Origin of the sequence: Bradyrhizobium sp. WSM1417 (genome assembly GCF_000515415.1) — a bacterium.
GTDB lineage: Bacteria > Pseudomonadota > Alphaproteobacteria > Rhizobiales > Xanthobacteraceae > Bradyrhizobium.
Genome location: NZ_KI911783.1, coordinates 2,470,330 through 2,486,252, shown reverse-complemented (window position 1 = coordinate 2,486,252; position 15,923 = coordinate 2,470,330). Strand labels below are relative to the sequence as shown.

The 15,923-nt window shown below is 59.1% G+C and carries 16 protein-coding genes and 3 pseudogenes; 3 read left to right on the top strand and 16 right to left on the bottom strand.

Annotated elements, in window-relative coordinates:
• Positions 1–23 precede the first annotated feature (23 nt).
• From BRA1417_RS40185 to BRA1417_RS0111850, 9 genes and pseudogenes are all read right to left on the bottom strand, one after another.
• Positions 24–1,114 (bottom strand): annotated as a pseudogene (locus BRA1417_RS40185) (ABC transporter ATP-binding protein).
• A complete protein-coding gene (locus tag BRA1417_RS45565) occupies positions 1,114–1,527 on the bottom strand; it encodes an HAD hydrolase-like protein (protein ID WP_245286203.1) in 414 nt (137 codons plus the stop codon). Before BRA1417_RS45565 ends, BRA1417_RS40185 begins: the two are co-directional and overlap by 1 nt.
• Positions 1,521–1,940: a hypothetical protein gene (locus tag BRA1417_RS45560; RefSeq protein WP_245286202.1), complete on the bottom strand. Its 420-nt coding sequence runs from the start codon at positions 1,938–1,940 to the stop codon at positions 1,521–1,523. Before BRA1417_RS45560 ends, BRA1417_RS45565 begins: the two co-directional genes overlap by 7 nt.
• Entirely contained in the window at positions 1,933–2,703 is a 771-nt protein-coding gene (locus BRA1417_RS0111870) for an SDR family NAD(P)-dependent oxidoreductase (RefSeq protein WP_027515969.1), read from the bottom strand. Before BRA1417_RS0111870 ends, BRA1417_RS45560 begins: the two co-directional genes overlap by 8 nt.
• Positions 2,700–3,623, bottom strand: a complete 924-nt coding sequence (locus BRA1417_RS0111865) for a ribokinase (protein ID WP_245286356.1) — start codon at positions 3,621–3,623, stop codon at positions 2,700–2,702. Before BRA1417_RS0111865 ends, BRA1417_RS0111870 begins: the two co-directional genes overlap by 4 nt.
• A 14-nt stretch (positions 3,624–3,637) precedes the next feature.
• On the bottom strand, positions 3,638–3,940 hold the full coding sequence (locus tag BRA1417_RS45555) for an ABC transporter permease subunit (RefSeq protein WP_245286201.1): 303 nt from the start codon (positions 3,938–3,940) through the stop codon (positions 3,638–3,640).
• Between the two features lie 62 nt (positions 3,941–4,002).
• A complete protein-coding gene (locus BRA1417_RS45550) occupies positions 4,003–4,488 on the bottom strand; it encodes a hypothetical protein (RefSeq protein WP_245286200.1) in 486 nt (161 codons plus the stop codon).
• Between the two features lie 11 nt (positions 4,489–4,499).
• Positions 4,500–5,429 carry a carbohydrate ABC transporter permease gene (locus BRA1417_RS0111855; protein WP_245286199.1) on the bottom strand — a complete coding sequence of 310 codons (930 nt, stop codon included), beginning with the start codon at positions 5,427–5,429 and terminating at the stop codon, positions 4,500–4,502.
• An 89-nt stretch (positions 5,430–5,518) separates the two neighbouring features.
• On the bottom strand, positions 5,519–6,904 hold the full coding sequence (locus BRA1417_RS0111850; RefSeq protein ID WP_156948687.1) for an ABC transporter substrate-binding protein: 1,386 nt from the start codon (positions 6,902–6,904) through the stop codon (positions 5,519–5,521).
• A gap of 269 nt (positions 6,905–7,173) precedes the next feature.
• Here BRA1417_RS0111850 and BRA1417_RS43885 point away from each other — a divergent pair.
• Positions 7,174–7,330 (top strand): annotated as a pseudogene (locus BRA1417_RS43885) (IS630 family transposase); the annotation flags it as partial.
• A 175-nt stretch (positions 7,331–7,505) separates the two neighbouring features.
• Positions 7,506–8,054: pseudogene (locus BRA1417_RS40170) on the top strand (radical SAM protein); the annotation flags it as partial.
• Between the two features lie 21 nt (positions 8,055–8,075).
• Here the strand turns inward: BRA1417_RS40170 and BRA1417_RS0111835 are convergent.
• From BRA1417_RS0111835 to BRA1417_RS0111825, 3 genes are all read right to left on the bottom strand, one after another.
• Complete coding sequence (locus BRA1417_RS0111835; protein ID WP_007601229.1) at positions 8,076–9,665, bottom strand: IS66 family transposase; 1,590 nt, start codon at positions 9,663–9,665, stop codon at positions 8,076–8,078.
• Between the two features lie 69 nt (positions 9,666–9,734).
• The gene (tnpB, locus tag BRA1417_RS0111830) at positions 9,735–10,088 is read right to left on the bottom strand and encodes an IS66 family insertion sequence element accessory protein TnpB (RefSeq protein ID WP_007601228.1); all 354 of its coding nucleotides are present in this window, start codon (positions 10,086–10,088) and stop codon (positions 9,735–9,737) included.
• The gene (locus BRA1417_RS0111825; protein ID WP_245286198.1) at positions 10,085–10,453 is read right to left on the bottom strand and encodes a transposase; all 369 of its coding nucleotides are present in this window, start codon (positions 10,451–10,453) and stop codon (positions 10,085–10,087) included. Before BRA1417_RS0111825 ends, tnpB begins: the two co-directional genes overlap by 4 nt.
• Before the next feature lie 296 nt (positions 10,454–10,749).
• Between BRA1417_RS0111825 and BRA1417_RS40165 the strand changes: the two genes are divergently transcribed.
• Positions 10,750–11,115: a hypothetical protein gene (locus BRA1417_RS40165; RefSeq protein WP_027515963.1), complete on the top strand. Its 366-nt coding sequence runs from the start codon at positions 10,750–10,752 to the stop codon at positions 11,113–11,115.
• Positions 11,116–12,470: 1,355 nt separating this feature from the next.
• On the opposite strand, the gene BRA1417_RS0111810 is transcribed toward BRA1417_RS40165, so the two are convergent.
• The 4 genes from BRA1417_RS0111810 to BRA1417_RS0111795 form a co-directional block, all read right to left on the bottom strand.
• Positions 12,471–13,736 (bottom strand): adenosylmethionine--8-amino-7-oxononanoate transaminase, encoded by a 1,266-nt coding sequence (locus tag BRA1417_RS0111810; protein WP_027515962.1) that lies wholly within the window; start codon positions 13,734–13,736, stop codon positions 12,471–12,473.
• Positions 13,733–14,365: a dethiobiotin synthase gene (gene bioD, locus BRA1417_RS0111805; RefSeq protein ID WP_027515961.1), complete on the bottom strand. Its 633-nt coding sequence runs from the start codon at positions 14,363–14,365 to the stop codon at positions 13,733–13,735. The genes BRA1417_RS0111810 and bioD overlap by 4 nt, the downstream gene beginning before the upstream one ends.
• Before the next feature lie 232 nt (positions 14,366–14,597).
• On the bottom strand, positions 14,598–14,780 hold the full coding sequence (locus BRA1417_RS0111800; protein WP_027515960.1) for a hypothetical protein: 183 nt from the start codon (positions 14,778–14,780) through the stop codon (positions 14,598–14,600).
• Positions 14,767–15,921: an 8-amino-7-oxononanoate synthase gene (locus BRA1417_RS0111795; protein WP_027515959.1), complete on the bottom strand. Its 1,155-nt coding sequence runs from the start codon at positions 15,919–15,921 to the stop codon at positions 14,767–14,769. The genes BRA1417_RS0111800 and BRA1417_RS0111795 overlap by 14 nt, the downstream gene beginning before the upstream one ends.
• Between the last annotated feature and the right edge of the window lie 2 nt (positions 15,922–15,923).

Genomic DNA, 15,923 nt, shown 5'->3' with positions numbered 1-15,923 from the left:
GAACTGCCTGATACCGCCTCCCTTCACCTGACCCGTCCGCGTCTGCATACCGAGCCCACGTCCCGCACGGCACCAAGGAAAGTTGCGGGCGCACGCAACCGCCGCGATGCTTTTGCGTTCGTCATGAAGAGGTGGCAGTCCGCCGGAGCAGCGGCAAGCCGGATCTTGCCGGCGCTCTTGGGTGGTTCAGGCCTTGCCTTTGCGACGACTGCTTCCTTTCCAACGTTGCCGTAGATGTATGTGACGCTGCCGAGATGCTCGATGAAATCGACATCGAGCTCGATCGCTATCTCTTTCTTCTCCGCAGCGGGTGGGGAGAAATCATCCGGCCTGATTCCGAGGGTGACGGATTTGTCGACGAGCAATTTATCCGGTTGGACCGGGACGGATATTTTCGCACCCGCGTCCAGTCTGACGTCCATGCCCGACTCGTGCGCCGCCTCGATCTTGGCATTGAGGAAGTTCATCTTGGGCGATCCAATGAAGCCGGCCACAAAGCGAGATGCCGGATTGTGGTAGAGATCATGGGGCCCCACTTGCTCGATATCGCCATCCTTAAGAACGACGATCTTGTTGGCCATGGTCATCGCTTCGACCTGATCGTGGGTGACATAGATCATGGTGTTTCCAAGCTGCTTGTGAAGCTTCGCAATCTGAACCCGGTTCACGCACAATGGCCCGGCAGATCGCTACCCGCTGCCTGCTGCCCGCCTGAGAGTTGTCGGGGTTTGCGATCCAGCAGATGGTCAATTTGCAATTAACAAGCCGTGTCAGCGACTCTCGCGTGTATCCGGGCCCTATCAACCTTCGCCATACGCAGAGGGAACGCGAGGTTCTCTCGCACGGTCATGTGCGGATAGAGAGCGTAGCTCTGAAACACCATGCCGAGGTTGCGGTCGGCCGCGTCAACATCGTTGACGAGCTCGTTGATCAGCAGCCGCCCTCCGCTAATTCGCGCCAGTCCCCCGATCATTCTCAAGAGCGTGGACTTGCCTGACCCCGATGGTCCGACGAAGACGACGAATTCCCCATGATCGATTGTCAGATCTATATTCTGTAGGGCGGGGATACTTCCATACGCCTTGTTGACACCTTCCAGACGGACATCAGCCATCACGCTCTCCTTTGTCGCGAGCTGCCAGTAATCATCGGCGGCACCTCAATCTCCTTCAGACTCGACACCATGAAATCGGGCGGAATCAGCGATGGGTCCTCTCGTGCCGGCACACCGGTCGTGACCAGCACGGTCGGAAGACCCGCCCGTTTCCTTGCCTGAATATTCATCTGTATCTGGTCGCCGATCAGCAAGGTGGAACCGCGAGCTGTCCGCAGACGCGAAAGTGCAGTCTCGATCATATGCGCCTCGGGTTTACCGACGATCAGGGGTTTCATTTGCGTGGCAGCAGCGACCGCCGTGATCGTTGCGCCTGCTCCGGGCTCGAACCCGTTGTCGGTTGGCAAGAGGAGATCGGGATTCGTGCCTATGAATGCGGCTCCGTTCAAGATCGCGTCGACCAGCGTCAGCATCTTCTCATGCGTGATCTGCCGATCGAGCCCATCAGTACGACCTCGGGCTTTCGGCCGGTAGTCTCGAGACCCACGCCGGCGATGGCCTTCACAAGGGATGGCGCACCGATAACATATACGCGCGTCACGTCTGGGTATTTCGCGCGGATGAGTTCCGCGGCCGTGATAGCGCTCGTCACCACGTCTTTCGGCGCGATGGCAAGGCCGAACGCTTCCAATTTGCGGACGACGTCCTCCGGAGTGTGCGTTGAATTATTGGTCACGAAGCAGACCGGCACTCCGGCCGCCTGCCATCGCCCAAACGCCGCGATGGCGTCCGGAATCGCGGCGTTCCCGCGATAGACTTCGCCATCCAGATCCGAAATGATCCCTTCGACTGGCGGCCAATTGAGGTGAGAGCCCGCACTAGCCATTCATAAGCATCCCGCCGTTCACGTGAACGATCTGCCCGGTCATGTAGGAAGCTGCAGGACTGGCGAGGAAGACGGCTAGCCCTGCGATATCCTCCGGTACTCCTACCCGTCCCAAGGGGATCCGGCCGCTGTGGCGCGCTTCCGTCTCCTCGCGCGGACGGCCATGCATTGGCGTGTCGATGATCCCTGGCGCGATCGCATTCACGTTAATGTTCAGGGGAGCGCATTCGTAGGCAAGTAACTTCGTGACGTCGTGAACGATCGCTTTGGAAAGACAGTAATCAGCTCCGCCGGCCTGGTAGTTGAACACGGCCCCGTGCGAGGACAAGGAGGAGCCAACGTTGACGATGCGCCCGCCCTTGCGTTTCATGAAACGCTCGATGGCCATTTTTGAACAGCGCAGGACTGCGACCGAGTTGATCTGGATGGTACGCTCAATTTTCTCCGCATTACCGTTCAGGAGCGGCTGGGCAGATTTGATACCGGCATTGTTGACCAGCACATCGAGCCGGCCAAAGTGCTTGCTAACCTCATCGAGGACCTTGGCGACATCTTCCTCGCGGGCGACATCCATGGCCATGGGCAATACGCCATTGCCATAGGGCAATCTTGCCAGAGTGTCTCTGAGATTCTCCAGATTGGCATCGGTGGCGACGACGTTCGCCCCGCCTTGGCGGAATGCATTTGTAATGGCAGAGCCAATCCCACCACCGGCCCCGGTGACGAGCACCGTTCTATCTGACACTGAGAACTGTTCGGTCATTCCAACTCCAAGATCGTTTGGGACTTCAGAAACTCCTCAACGGCCTGGGCCGTCGGCATCGCGCTTTGAGCGCCGCGTCGTGTAACACACAAGGCTGCAACGTCCAGCGCTTTCCTGACCGCTTCCCTTAAGGGCAAGCCTTGAGCCAGTGATGCGGCGAACGCTCCGTTAAACGCATCTCCTGCCGCTGTGGTATCGACGACTTTCACCGGGAACGCACGCAGCGCAAAAGAGCTCGTTGCATCGGCATAGTAGGCTCCCTGCGCACCCAAGGTGATGAGCGCTGCCCGTGGCCCAAGATCAAGAAGCTTCGCAGCCACGCCCGCGGCACTCTCGAAGTCTTCCACCTCGATCCCGGTCAGTTCGAAAGCTTCCGTCTGGTTCGGCGTGACAAAATCGACACTTCTCCACGCCGCGACTGAAAGTCCGGGTCTTACCGGCGCCGGGTTGAAGATCAGCTTGAAACCCCGGTCGGATTTCATCTCGAACAGCCGATTGAGCACTGGTGTCGGGATCCCCATCTCAGCCACGACGATTGCTTCTCGGTCGATGAATCGCGCCGCGCTCTCGATCATGTCCGGCGTCACGTTGAGATTGGCGCCCGGGTCTATGACGGTCATGTTGGAGCCGTCGTCACCGACAATAACCACGGCTGAACCCGACACCTCACCCGCACAGATCTCGATGGCATCCGCGCAAACACCGGTATCGCGCAGCGACCGCAACAACAATCGTCCGGTATCATCATCGCCTAGACGCGTGTAAAACTTTTGCCGAAGACCAAGCCGGGCAGCGGCAACAGCCTGATTGGCGCCCTTCCCCCCGGGGGTGCTGGCCAACGCTCCCATGAGGCTTTCACCCGGCGTCGGAAGGCGCTCGACATTGAAGCAGAGATCGAGATTCGTCGTTCCGAAAAACATCACTGGCCTAGCGCTCATTTTACGGCACCAAATGTGAGGCCGCGTTCGAGGTGACGTTGGCCGATGATGATCAGAATGACGGGAATGATCATCGTCACGACCAGCCCTGCGGCCATCACAGGGTAGAACTGCACGCCCGGATTGAGCAGCTTGAGAAGAGCGACCGTCACTGGTGCCTTGGTCGAGCTGAGGATCAGACCGAGAGCGAAGTTGTGCCAGGCGAGCAGAAAGATGAGCAACGAGGCCCCGATGAGGCCCGGCTTCAAGAGCGGCAGCACGATGTGCAACACAACCCGGACCGGTTTGGCGCCATCCATGGCAGCCGCCTCCTCGATATCTTAGGGGATGTCTTCGATATAGGAGCGGCTCAGCCAAACAATCAGACGACCTGGTAGACCCAGATCATCCCGAGATAGGTGTCATACAGTCCAATCGTCTGAAAGACGCTGAAGAGCGGGATGACGACCAAAAGGAGCGGGGCAAAGCGGAAGCCCAAAATAAAGAAGGCAATGTCTTCCTTGAGAGGTATATCTCGCCTCGCCAGGACGTAGCCGGCGGGCACCCCAACGAGCAGAGAGATGATTACGGAGCGGAGAGCAATGACGACGCTGTTGGTGATCGGCGTCAAGAAGTCGACTTTGATGGTGCCATAGCTGGTCGCCCCGGCCTGGGCGACATCAAACAAGACACGAAAATTCTCCAGTATCGGCACGAAGAGAAATGTTGGCGGCCAGGTCATGACGTCAGTCTGCTGCTTCAGCGACATCATCACGATCCAGACGAGTGGTAAGGCCAGGATCAATGCGCAAATGCCGATGAGCAGGTTTAGAATCAAACTGGTGGAGGTCGAGCGCTTCAATCGCATAGGTTGCCTCCTCAGCTTACGCGCTGCCGAACGAAGCGCCACAGCTTCACCATGGTAAACGTTCCGATCAGCACGATCATCCAATTGACGACCATAAGTGCGGCACCACGCCCAAAGGAGAGAAACGCGGTAACGTAAGCTCGCACCGAAAGGACTGAGGTGCTATTTCCGGGTCCGCCTTGCGTTGTCCCGAAGATGATGTCGAACTGATTGAGCGATTCGATCAGCCGAAACACTGCGGCAATCAGAATGTATGGGGCGACCAGGGGCAACTCGATGTGCAGGAAGGTTGCCCATCCCTTCGCGCCATTGACACGCGCGGCCTCCCTCACCTCTTCATTAATACCCTGAAGGCCTGCGAAGACGATTAGCGCGAAGAATGGCGTGTAGGTCCAGACGTCAATAAAGACCAGTGAAAACATCGCGGTGTTTGGATCTGAAATCCACGCAAACCGGTCTATTCCCACGAGAGACAGCAAGTAATTCATGATACCGCTTTGTGGGTCCATCATTGTCGTCCACATGAGCGCAACGCTCATCGGGGGCAGGACCAGGGGCAAGAGAATGACGGGCCGCATCACACGCGCAAGGAAGACTTCAGTTGCGAACAGCTTGGCAAGTGCAAGACCGAATGCAGCCTCCGCAAATACCGCCGATCCGGCGTAGACAAGAGTGGCACGAATGCTGTTCCAAAAGTCGCTGGTCTTGATCAGTGCTGCGTAATTGTTGAGCCCCATGAAGTGGACCAGCGGGCGACCGAACTTGAGATCGGTCAGCGACTGAAAGACGTCATAGAAAAACAAGAAAAGAAAGCCAAGAAGTATGATGATGGTGGGGGCTATCGCGCTAATGCTCCACCAATCAAGACGCAGCTTTTCGGCGCGCCTGACGGTCTCATCTCGTGGCGGCGCAAGTTCGCTGGCCGAAGGCTGCAGCGTCACGATTCCGTCGGATCCTCGAAGGTCCATCTCACTGTATCTCTAAAATGCGAAGGGGGGCGACGACGATGGTCGCGGCCCCCCAGCGGGCTTTACATCGACGAACGGATCTCGGAGGCGAGATCAGCCAAGGTGGCCTTCACGTCAGCTCCATTGACCATTTTTTGCATGGCCACGGCCCAACCACTCATTGCTTCGGCAAAGCCGACGCGAGCTGTAAAGGCGAGTTGTGCCCTGTCCTGAACGGTCTTGAACGTGTCGACGAAGTTGTTGAACTCCGGCTTTGCCGCATATTCGAGCCAGGCCTTATCGCTCCAGGTCGAGGCACGCGGAGAGTTGACGAGCTTGCCAGCGATCGCGCCGTTCAGCTCGACCTGTTTTGACGTTGCCCATTGGATGAAGAGCCAGGCTGCCCCCTTCTTCTGCGACGCAGCATTCATCGCTAGAGACCAGATCCAGATGTTGGATTCGAAATCCTTGCTGTTCGGAGCGTGCAGCGGAGGCGCGAATGCGATCTTCCCGGAGGCAGGCTTGCCAGCCACGTCATTCCAAAAGCCGAACATATTGGAATCGATCGCCATCGCTGTTCGTCCCGAATTGATGCCATCGACCACCTGGTACCAGTTGTCGTTGGCAAAGGATGGAGCCGCGCACTTCTTGATCATGTCCACGTAGTCCTTGTGGAACGCGATCGACTCGGGCGAGTCGAGGTCGGTGTCCAGCTTACCGTCCTTGACGACGAAGTCATGCACCCCGTAGGACCTGGCAATCGAGATCGCAGCCGTGTGGATGCTGCTCCAAAATCGCACGCCGCCCACGCCCAACGGTGTGATCGCGGGGTCCGCAGCCTTCAGCTTTTCGCAGGCCGCGGACATCTCCGGAGGAGTCGTCGGGATCTTGAGGCCGTACTTGGCGAGGATGTCCTTGCGGTAGAACAGCTGGATGTTCTCAAAGCCATGCGGAATGGCCCACACCTGTCCGCTTCCCGGCTCGATCTGCCCTTCTTTGACCTTCCAGGTCAGCGCATCCCGTAGTGCAGGGAAGAAATCCTTGTAGTCGTAGCCAGCCGCCGTGAGTTTCGGATCGTTCAGATAGCGGTCGAGCGGCTCAAGCAGTTGACCTGGTGCAATATCCCAAGCTGGTTGAATGCCCGTACCCACAACGTCCCAGCTCGGCGACTTGGTACTGAGCTGGATTGTCAACTTATTCCAATAGGCGTCCTCAGGATAAAGCTCGGGCGTCACCTTGATGCCCGTGAGCTTCTCGAATTCCGGCAACTGGGCTGCGACTGCATCGGCATACGGATGAATGTCGTAGGCCCAGACGATCGATGCGCCTTCGAACTGGCGCCAGTTGATGTCGTCCGCCTCGGCTTGGGTAAACGCCGTGACCATTCTGGCCAAAAGCGTGGAGCTGATGAGAGCTTTTTTGGCAAAATTGGCCGAATGGCCGCGACAAGCGGCAAGCTTCCTTGGCATGATTCCCTCCGATGGGCTCTCTGGCCCGTAGACCACGCGCCCCCTCCTCTTCCAGAGGCCGTAGTGTCGGGAAGGCTAGCGCTCAGCGTTCGGTCGTAAGCGGCTTTTCAAACTCTGGTTGGGTAAAGTTGAGTAACTCGACAGGACTACGACGGCAGTTCGGAGTCAATGAGCACACCCAAGTTGAGCAGCCGCTTCGAACTCGAACGATAGACAGATTGATCGACCTAGTACCCACTTTTCATAGTGAGTGGTGATTCAACATCGGGATGATACTCGAAACAAGAGAAGTCCAGCTTTCGAAAAAAGGATCGCAAGGTGCTTGAGGCATGTTGCCGCTCAGCGGTGACATTGCAGCGCGATTTGAATCGGGCTCGGATCGTTCTGCCGGCTGCGGGCGAGCGCAGCACCTCAGAGCTGCCAAAACGTGGTGCCAACTACTGCGGGCGGAGTTGAAGCCCAGAACGGCCAAAGGATTGCGCCAGCGCAATGTGCCTCCTCAGCGAAGTCGGTAGACAATTCCGCAGCTGAAGGAGAAACAGATGAGATCGGAATCTGGCGCAATAGTACGGTCACGACAGGCTTCCACGCACCTAATCGCCGAAACTACGGCCAACGCCTTCCAATCTCGCACATCCATTTTGGCGGCGGCACGCCGACGATCATGACGCCCGAGGCCTTCGCCGATCTCGTCGGCGCGCTCCGCTTCTCGTATCTCGTGTTGCCCGGCGCCGAAATGGCCGGGGAGATCGATCCGCGTACCCTGACCGAGCCGATCGCAGAGGGTTTGGGCTACAGCGGAGTCAATCGCGCGAGCCTGGGGGTGTAGAGCTTCGATCCTGTTGTGCAGCGCGCCATCAACCGCCTGCAGACTTTCGAGCAGACCGCCACGAGCGTTGAGCGCCTGCGGCGAGCCGGCGTCGGCTGGCTCAACTTCAATCTTATCTACGGTCTGCCGCTTCAGACCATGCAATCGTGCCTAGACACGGTCGCCAAATGCATCGAACTCCGGCCGGATCGCTTGTGGGTGTTCGGTTACGCGCATATGCCCTCCTTCAAGAAACATCAGCGCAAGATCGACGAACACGCCCTGCCCCAGACAGTCGAGCGTCATCTTCAGTCGGAACTGATTGCGGAAGCCCTGGTCGACTGTAAGCGCTTAGCCGCAACCCTATTGAGGCTGGCTTGACGTTTTGCGGAATCGCCACGGCATGAGGTCTTTGATGCGGCTATGGGGATGGCCGTCGATGATCGTCTCGAGTGTTTCGGCGATGTAGGCGGCCGGGTTGACGTCGTTGAGCTTGCAGGTGGCGACGATCGAGGCGAGCAAGGCCCAGTTTTCGGCTCCGACCTCATGACCGGCGAAGAGCGCATTTTTTCTGGTCAGGCAGACTGGCCGGATGGCGTTCTCGACAGGGTTCGTGTCGAGCTCGAGGCGCCCGTCTTCGAGGAAGCGGGTCAGACCTTGCCAATGATTGAGCGCGTAGCGGATGTCCTCGGCGAGCGTCGAACCGCTGGAGATCATCGACAGCTGCTTCTCGAACCACATTTTCAAAGCGGCGACGAGAGCCAACGAATGCTCCTTTCGTGCGGCGAGCCGGATGTCCGGCGATGCACCGCGCACCATGGCTTCGATGGCGTAAAGCTGTGCGATGTGCCGAATGGCGGCCTCGGCGATCGGCGATTTGCTATTGCGGGCCAATTTGACGAAGCGTCGGCGCAAGTGGCTCCAGCAATGCACGAGCGTCCAAGGCCCTTGCAGTCGAGCGACTTCGGTCAGTCGATCATAACCGTCATAGGCATCGCATTGCAGGAAGCGTCCGCCAAAGCCATCCAGGAATTGCTCAGCGAAGGCACCGCTGCGACTGGGGGCATATCGGAACAGCACGATCGGCGGACTTGGGCCGCTGTGGCCGCGGTCGTCTGAGGCAATCGCCCAGAAGTAGCCTTTCTTCGTTTGGCCGCGCCCCGGATCGAGTACCGGCGCCTTGGTCTCGTCCATGAACAGCCGATCCGCCATGGCCAGGTGGTGGCGCATGTGTTCCGCGATGGGCTGAAGATGGAAGCAGGCGCGGCCGGACCAGTTGCCCAGTGTCGCCCGATCAAGCCGGATGCCCTGGCGCGCATAGATCTCGGCCTGACGGTAAAATGGCGTATGGTCGCCAAATTTGGAGACGATCACATGCGCGATGGCCGCTTCGGTCGGCAGCCCGCCGGGCACGACGTGCTCCGGTGCGTGCGCCTGCACGACGGGGCCGGAGCAGCGGCGACAGATGTATTTTGGGCGGCGTGTGACCAGCACGCGCCATTGCGCCGGGATCACGTCGAGGCGCTGGCTGACGTCCTCGCCGATCTTCGTCATGGCGCCGCAACCGCACGGGCAAAGCGTACTCGCAGGCTCGATGATCCGTTCCACCCGCGGCAAATGGGCAGGCAGGCAGCCGCGATTGCGATGAGAACCTTGATCCGGCGCGCTCCGCGATCGGCCCTTGATCACAGCCTCGGCTCTCTCCTGCGCCGCGTCCAGGATGCCTTGCGCGATCTCCACGTCTTCCAGCGGCAAGTGATACTGATCTGGCCGCAGCTTCTCGGACGTCGCGCCGAACTTCTCGCGTCGCAATTCGCCGAGAATGACCTCCAACCGACGCCGCGCCTCTTCCGACGTCGCCAGCGCCGCCTGATGTTCGCTCAAGGCCGCCTGCGTTTGCGCCAAAAGCGCTTTCAATTGTTCATTTTCGTCGCGCAGCGCCGCGATGCTCATGCGCTATTTCGAGCACATCGCCGCCGCGCGTGCCACATTCAAAATAGCTGCCGAGTCATTCTGCCGCAGTTATCCAGCCGCCTGGGGACGCCGCGCTTCTTCCGGGCGGACCAACCTCCAATCCAGCCCCTCGAACAGGGCTGCGAACATCGCCGGCGATATCCGTATCACGCCGTCTGCGATCGTTGGCCAAACGAACTTGCAACCTTCAAGACGCTTGTGCACCAACACCAGACCCGTTCGATCCCAGACCAAAATCTTGATCCGGTCCGCTCGTTTCGATCGGAACACGAAGGCTGCGCCGCTGAACGGGTCGAGACGAAGCATCTCCTGCACCTTCGCCGCAAGCCCATCGTGGCCACAGCGGAAGTCGATCGGCCGCGTCGCGATGTAAATCTTCAGATCGGCACCGGCCGCGATCATCGTGACGCTCGCATCGCGCGGATCACACGGGACAGCTGCTCGCCATCTATGGCTGTGTCCGTCCGCAGCACGACATCGCCGATCGAGATCTCGAGCTTGATCGCCGGAACCTGACGCTCCTCCAACGCACCTTCCACGACCAGCGGCGCGAATGTCGGCTGCGATGCCTCGCGCGGCGGCAACATGCCTCGCTGTCGAAACCGCCGCCGCCAATCGTAGATCTGCCAGCGCGTCGCTCCGTGCTTGCGCGCCACCTCGGACACCTGGGCACCGGGTAACAGACTCTCGGCGACGATCCGAGCTCTCTCGGCTTCCGAACGTACGCGGCGCCCCGATGGTCCTTCAAGAACCTCCAGCCGGCTCACCGACCCCCTCGTTGAGCCGTCCAAATGGACGTCCTTTTTGCTGTCCAATCCCATCCCAAACCTCCGTCCAAGCCGGAGGCTTCTTTCGCACGTTCATTCGAATTCTGAAGCAAGGGTATCGGCTTCGCGCTTACGGTCGACGCGGGCTATGTGCGCATTGGCTTCGACCATTTCGCCCTACCCGGCGACAATCTTGCTGCGGCGAAGCGCCAGGGGCGGCTGCGTCGGAACTTCCGGGTTACACCGACGACACCGCCGAAACGCTGATCGGGCTAGGGGCAAGCGCCATCGGAAGGATGCCGCAGGGATTCGCACAGAACGTCGTGGTAACCCGTGATTACCTGGCGCGCATCGCCCACGACCGGCCCGCCACCCTCAAGCGGTATGCCTTCACGGGTGACGATCGCTTCCGAGCCGATCTAATCGAGCGACTGATGTGCGACATGGCCCTCGACCTGTCGAAGGTCGCTCGGTCGCGATCCGAAGTCGGCCATCGTCGATCGCTCGCGGCTGATAGCCTGATTCCAGACGGCGCAGTGACCATGGACGGCGACGAGCGACTGTTCGTCAGGAAAGGCGCCGAGTTTCTCGTCAGGACTGTGGCGTCCGCATTCGATGCTCATCTGGCGCAGTCAGTGCCGACTCACAGCCGCACAGTATGAGGCTCTTGGAGCTACCACACCAACGTGTGGAGAGACTAGGTTGGATTGCCGCAGTTTCCGGCGGTTGTTGAGCCAGCTGCGAAGTCGATCGGTTACTGTCGACCTCGACTAACCAACCTACCGGACTCGGGAAACTCGACGTTCTCGAACGACGTCTTCACTGGATCAAACCGCATGTTTAGATAAGCGAGAACAGCATGCCGGACATCAGGCGATGTGAATTCCGGAACTCGAATGCCGGTAAACAAGAGGGCATTGATTCTTCCGCGGACTCGCTAGGCTAGAGCACAAATGCTCACAGGAGGTTGCGAACTGCGCGCGCGACTATCCTATCGTCAAAGGAACCTTGAGCGACTGAATCGCATAGTAGCACCGAAAATCAACGAGCAGCAGCGTGCTCGGCATCATGAACGTTGGTTTTCCGTTACGGGCAGACCCATCAAACCTAATGGGGTCCAAGCCAGGAAAAGCCAAAACACATAGAGAGGTACGATCGCGCTATTCGGTGCAGTCGAGCAAACCTGGTTCCTTGACGACCCAGCCGCAGCACGCTTGTTGGTCCTGTAAGCAGTGAAATCGATGATTGTCGCCGACCTCTCTGTCGCTTGATACTTTGATACCATGAAAATCCTACTCAGCCACCGCCCTTGTCGCTTTTGCATTCTCTGCCGCATTTGGTCGTGCCGTGTCTTGAGCCAAGTGCAGCAAGCAAAGCCAGATGTGATCGGCCTCGCGCCGGGCTTTGAAGCGGCCAACGCATTTCTTAGAGCAAAGAGCCGTGCGCCAGGAATAATGGCGGACCAGCCCAAACTTTCCGCCGCACACCGCGCAGCACCTTGACTGATCGTGGTGACAACTATGGGAGCTGTTTCGCATTCTCGCCTCCTGTCGGCGTTACGTGGACACCTTGGGCATTTTCTTCCGCAGCACCACTGCCCGCACACGGCAGGGGCGGTGCCAAGTTTTGCGATCCGTGCGGGACACCGGCCGCAAGGGCTTGAGCCTGATGCTGATGCGCGCGGCGCGATCCATCTGAGTGCTTCCGCGACAGTCGCAAATGTAATAAGTATCCAATCTCGATTCCGGCAATGAGCTGGCCACGCGCGACAAATTCCTGCGTTTGTGCAGCTTTTCTCGATGGATTTCAGCTGCCATCGCGCAAGAGGCGCCTAGCGGCGCTCTACGGCTTGTAAGCGGCACGCTGCCTTTGCGCGGTCAAAGGCGATAGCTCACCTTCTTCCTCGGCTGTTTGAGAGGCAATAATGACTGCGGGCGAGTGAGGGTGCAGAGTTGCGACTCGCATGGGCCAAGCTGAGGTGCTTGGGCCCCGGAGAGAAGGCGTGGAAAGCGAGACGTCAGGTCAGTGCATCGGCCGCATCCCTGATGCTGCTGTAGATTTCGTCAAGGTCTGCCGCTGTGACACAATAAGGAGGCATCACGTAGATCGTGTTCCCGAGCGGCCGCAGCAGCAGATTTCGCTGTTTAAAGAAGGCCTGAAGCTTCGGACCGAGTTCGGCCAGATAGCCTGCATCGCTCGCTTTCAGATCGAGTGCTGCGATGGTGCCAGTCCGACGGACCTTTTCGAAGCGTCGGTCGGCGCGGAATAGCTCTAGCGCCTCTTCTTGCATCGTACCGACCGACGCCACGCGCTGGCGAGTTTCCGGATCCTGCCAGAGATCGAGGTTGGCGATTGCGGCGGCGCAAGCCACCGGGTTCGCTGTATAAGAACTCGAGTGAAAGAATGTCCGTGTACGATCCTTCGAATAGTGCGCGTCGAAAATATCCGCCCGGCACAGTGTCACCGCGAGCGGAAGCGTCCCACCCGTGAGGCCTTTGGAGTAGCAGGCGAGGTCGGGAATGACATTGGCCTGTTCGCAGGCGAATAAGCTTCCGGTGCGGCCCCAGCCGGTCATGACCTCGTCGGCAATGAACAGGACATCAGAGGCCTCGCAGATCCGCTTCATCTCTCTTAGCACCCACGCCGGGTACATCAGCATCCCACCTGCCCCCAAAATCAGCGGCTCTACAATAAAAGCGGCGGGCATTTCGTTTCGACAAGCCGCCTCCAGCGCATCCAGTGTCGCCTGCTCATGACCTCTCGCAGGAAACGGGACTGAGGTCACGTCGAACAGGAAGGGCGCGTATCGCACGTTGAATACCCCTCGAGCACCGACCGACATCGCACCAATTGTGTCCCCGTGGTAGGAATGTTGCATCACGACAATGCATCTTCGCTGCTTGCCGATGTTGTGCCAGTAGCCGACTGCCATTTTTAGCGCCACTTCCACGCTGGTCGAGCCACTGTCCGAGAAGAAGACATGCGCGAGGCGATCGGGTGCGAGTTTCAAGAGTTGTGCAGCAAGCTGCTCCGCCGGTTCGTGGGTGTAGCCTGCGAAGATAATCTGATTGAGCTTGCCTGCCTGTTCCTGGATGGCGCTCACGATATGAGGATGGCAATGCCCATGGGTCACCACCCACCAGGATGATATAGCATCGATAACTCGACGACCATCAGCGGTGTGGAGATAGGCGCCATCTCCCCGCACAACCTCTGTCATCTCCTCTTGCAGCGCATGTTGTGTGAACGGATGCCAGATCGGCGACTTCGGCTTCGTCGTCATTGCTTGAATTGATCGGCACGGAACGAGTTCTTAAAGGCGGCCTGCAGCGTGTCTGCCGCGAGGGGCGACAGCCAGGGCAATCGCCCTAACCAAGGCGCCCGCCCAATCTCGCGAATAGCGATCTGGGTCTCAGCATTTGGTGCTCCAATGAAGGCAATTCCAAGAATGGGGATCTGGCGCCTTCGCAGAGCCTCTATCGACAGCAGCGAATGATTAATGGTGCCCAGCGCCGTGCTCGCGCAAAGCACGACCGGAAGCCGCCATCGCTCGAAGACATCAATGTAGAGTGTATCGCCCCTCAGCGGCACCATCAGGCCGCCAGCACCCTCAATCACCAACGGTCGCCCCCCGGTGTCTGGCACATTGAGCGAATCTGGCTCCATGCGAACTCCGTCAATTTCAGCGGACTGATGGGGCGAAACGGGGGTGCGAAGTCGGTAAAGCTCCGGCATGATGCGATCGGGCGAGAGACCGCCGAGCCGTGCGACAAGTTCGGCATCAGTCTCTCCTTCGAGACCGGCCTGAATCGGTTTCCAATAATTCGCGCCGAGGAGATCGGCGAGTCCCGCGGAAAACACCGTTTTTCCGATTCCGGTGTCTGTGCCTGTCACCACGATCCGCTGACTCATCGAGCTTCACCTCTCGCCTCAATAAACACGTCGAGCACTGAACGCACCTTGTCGTCTTGCTCGACCGGAAGTCTTTCATCTTTTGCGCCCATTATTGCCGGGGCGCTCAGCCGAATTTCCCTATTGCTGGGCCGTTCGCTGCCGAATTCCGTAGCTAATTCGGAGAATGCAAAGCTTTCATGTGACAAGCGTCGAGGCCTGGGGGGTACTTAAGCAAACAACGAGGGGCGTTCTAAGCGTCGGAACGCTTCACTGCCCAGCCGTGGACGAGTTCCACCGGCTCCCGTTCGGGGCCGGCCTGAATGGTTTGCAAGAGGATTGCACCGAAGAGATGGGTGAATCCGGCCGCTAAAACGTTTTTCTCATCCCGGTACGCCGTATAAGCCACCACGAACCCGTGATCATCGAGCTCCATCTCTTGTCTCCTCGAACAGAGCATCGAGCATTGCACGCACGTCATCCTCCGCCACGTTAAGCGTCAGTGAAATTCGCAGACGAGCCGTGCCCGCCGGCACGGTTGGCGGCCGGATCGCGCGAATATCGAAGCCGCGCGCCTGCAGTCTCGATGCGAGCCGCATCGCACGCGCGTTGTCGCCCACAATATAGGGCACGATCTGCGAGTCCGAGGGACTTCGCCCGCCGCGCGCGCCAATCTCTCGATGCGTGAACGCGACCAGCTTGGCCAAACGCTGCTGCCGCCCGGGCTCCTCCCGCAGGATCAGCAATGCCTCCCGCACGGCGACTGCCATCAATGGCGAGGGCGCGGTGGCGAAGATGAATGGACGGCAGCGGTTGACCAGGAACTCGCGCAGCACGCCTGCGGCCGTGACAAGCGCGCCGGCCGCTCCCAGTGCTTTGCCGCAGGTATGGACAACCAAGAGGTTCTCGCGCCTTTGATAAGGCGCCGTGAGCCCTCGACCCTGCTCGCCGTAAACGCCCGTGGCATGGGCCTCATCCACTACGACAAACGCATCATGGCGATCGGCGATCGCGATCAGTTCTTTGAGCGGGGCGAAATCGCCATCCATGCTGTAGAGACTTTCAACCACGATCCAGACGCGACCGGTTCCGCCCGCAGCCCGCCAGTCACAAATTGTGCTTTCGACCGACTGAGGATCATTATGGGCGCTTAGACGAAACTCGGCCCGGCCAGCACGCGCTCCTTCATGAACGCTTGCGTGCACAAGAGAATCGAGAACAAGCAGATCACCCCGCTGGGGCAGTGTTGTCAGGACTGCAAAATTTGCGACATAGCCGCCGGCAAAGAAAAGCGCCGCGTCCGCCCCAAAGAACTGAGCTGCTTCCGCCTCGAGACTTTCGTGTTCGTCGCAATTGCCACGCAGCAGCCGCGACCCGCCGGCCCCGATCGGGGTCCCCGCCTCGAGCGCGGCCGTGATAGCCTTTTTCATGCGCGGCGCGCTCGCCAGCGCCAGATAATCATTCGATGTGAAATCGACCCCGCTGCGCGGCTTGAGGCTGCGCAGTCGGTCGTCTTCGTTCAGGACCTGCAACGCCGCGACATAATCGGCAACCTTGACCCCAAGGCTTAACGTCACTC

Excerpts from the sequence above, each read along its gene's own strand:
- bioD (WP_027515961.1), bottom strand. The coding sequence starts at position 14,365 with ATGAGTCAGCGGATCGTGGTGACAGGCACAGACACCGGAATCGGAAAA.
- BRA1417_RS0111835 (WP_007601229.1), bottom strand. The coding sequence starts at position 9,665 with ATGAGCATCGCGGCGCTGCGCGACGAAAATGAACAATTGAAAGCGCTT.
- BRA1417_RS45550 (WP_245286200.1), bottom strand. The coding sequence starts at position 4,488 with ATGCGATTGAAGCGCTCGACCTCCACCAGTTTGATTCTAAACCTGCTC.
- BRA1417_RS45555 (WP_245286201.1), bottom strand. The coding sequence starts at position 3,940 with ATGGATGGCGCCAAACCGGTCCGGGTTGTGTTGCACATCGTGCTGCCG.
- BRA1417_RS0111800 (WP_027515960.1), bottom strand. The coding sequence starts at position 14,780 with ATGGAGCTCGATGATCACGGGTTCGTGGTGGCTTATACGGCGTACCGG.
- BRA1417_RS0111850 (WP_156948687.1), bottom strand. The coding sequence starts at position 6,904 with ATGCCAAGGAAGCTTGCCGCTTGTCGCGGCCATTCGGCCAATTTTGCC.
- BRA1417_RS0111865 (WP_245286356.1), bottom strand. The coding sequence starts at position 3,623 with ATGTTTTTCGGAACGACGAATCTCGATCTCTGCTTCAATGTCGAGCGC.
- BRA1417_RS45560 (WP_245286202.1), bottom strand. The coding sequence starts at position 1,940 with ATGGCTAGTGCGGGCTCTCACCTCAATTGGCCGCCAGTCGAAGGGATC.
- BRA1417_RS0111870 (WP_027515969.1), bottom strand. The coding sequence starts at position 2,703 with ATGACCGAACAGTTCTCAGTGTCAGATAGAACGGTGCTCGTCACCGGG.
- BRA1417_RS40165 (WP_027515963.1), top strand. The coding sequence starts at position 10,750 with ATGCCGCAGGGATTCGCACAGAACGTCGTGGTAACCCGTGATTACCTG.
- BRA1417_RS45565 (WP_245286203.1), bottom strand. The coding sequence starts at position 1,527 with ATGCTGACGCTGGTCGACGCGATCTTGAACGGAGCCGCATTCATAGGC.
- tnpB (WP_007601228.1), bottom strand. The coding sequence starts at position 10,088 with ATGATCGCGGCCGGTGCCGATCTGAAGATTTACATCGCGACGCGGCCG.
- BRA1417_RS0111810 (WP_027515962.1), bottom strand. The coding sequence starts at position 13,736 with ATGACGACGAAGCCGAAGTCGCCGATCTGGCATCCGTTCACACAACAT.